General features: G+C 37.2%; 2 protein-coding genes. One reads left to right on the top strand and one right to left on the bottom strand.

Features of this window, described 5'->3' with window-relative positions:
• A partial coding sequence (rplS, locus tag P8M52_RS02205; protein ID WP_300306700.1) for a 50S ribosomal protein L19 occupies positions 1-292 on the bottom strand: 292 nt, incomplete at its 3' end.
• Positions 293-446: 154 nt separating this feature from the next.
• Here rplS and P8M52_RS02210 point away from each other — a divergent pair.
• A partial coding sequence (locus P8M52_RS02210; RefSeq protein WP_300306703.1) for a glutamate synthase subunit beta occupies positions 447-1,647 on the top strand: 1,201 nt, incomplete at its 3' end.

The raw sequence follows: 1,647 nt of genomic DNA on the forward strand, positions 1-1,647 counted from the left end.
AGTAAAGTTTAGCTTGACGAACTTTACCACGACGCTTAACTTCAACAGAATCAATCATTGTAGAGTGTGTTTGAAAAACTCTTTCTACACCTTCACCATGTGAAATTTTTCTTACTGTGAATGCTGAACCAATACCACGGTTTTTCTTTGCAATTACAACGCCTTCAAATGCTTGTAATCTTTCGCGATCACCTTCACGTACTTTAACCTGTACGATTACTGTGTCACCCGCTGCAAACTCAGGAATATCACTTCTTAGCTGTTCGCTTTCAATTTGATCAATTAAATTCATCTGAACTTATCCTTAAATATTTAATTCTTAAAAAAGGGCAATTATACAGTTAATCATTGCCTCAAACAAGCAAACTATTTCATCTTTTTTTATAGATGCATATTAATAGCAAATATGGCATAATTATACGCTTTAGATTTATACGTTTTGAGTGATGGGAAAAGTAACTGGCTTTAAAGAATTTGATAGAAAAACAGAAGATTATCGTGCTGTTGAACTACGTTTAAAAGATTATGGTGAAATTTTTACTGGCACTCATGATGAGTCGCATCTACAAACTCAAGGCGCACGCTGTATGGACTGTGGCGTACCATTTTGTCAGTCAGACGATGGCTGTCCGATTAACAATCTTATTCCTGAATGGAATGATCTGGTTTATAACGATAAATGGGAAGAGGCTTTATCAAGATTATTAAAAACTAATAATTTCCCTGAATTTACCGGTCGAGTCTGTCCAGCACCTTGTGAAGGTTCATGCGTATTAGGCTTGAACAATCCTGCAGTAACCATTAAAAATATTGAACAAGCAATCATTGATAAAGGTTTTGAACAAGGTTGGATTAAGCCGTATTCTGTAGAATTTAGAACAGGTAAGAAAGTTGCTATTATTGGTTCTGGACCTGCTGGATTAGCCGCAGCAGATGAGTTAAATAAATTAGGTCATAGCGTGACAGTATTCGAACGGGATGATCGTATTGGCGGTTTATTAATGTACGGCATTCCAAATATGAAACTTGGCAAGGATGTTGTTGATCGCCGAATTAATTTAATGAAAGATTGTGGTATAGAATTTATCACTAATGTTGATGTTGGTAAAGATATTACAACTGCAGCATTACAAAAGGAATTTGATGCTATTGTGTTTACTACAGGCGCTAGTAAAGCAAGAGATTTGCCAGCTGAAAATCGTGATGCTGATGGCGTACATTTGGCCATGGATTATTTGACGCTTAATACTAAAAGCTTGCTTGACACAGGCCGTGCCGATGATTCAGAATTATCAGCAAAGGGTAAGGATGTTATTGTAATTGGTGGTGGCGATACTGGTACAGATTGTATTGGTACAGCAATACGTCAAGGAGCAAAATCAGTGGTGAATTTTGAACTCATGTCTAAGCCTCCTGTTGAGCGTGCCGATAACAATCCTTGGCCTCTATGGCCTCTAATCTATCGCGTAGATTATGGTCATGCTGAAGCGCAAAGCGTTTTTGGTGAAGATCCAAGACAATATCAACTAATGACCAAATCATTTGTTAAAGATACTGAAGGTAAGTTAGTCGGCCTGCAAACTATTAATGTTGAGTTTAACAATGGCCAACTAACAGAAATTGCAGGTACTGAAAAAACTTGGGATG

Origin of the sequence: Candidatus Thioglobus sp. (assembly GCF_029243085.1) — a bacterium.
Lineage (GTDB): Bacteria > Pseudomonadota > Gammaproteobacteria > PS1 > Pseudothioglobaceae > Thioglobus_A.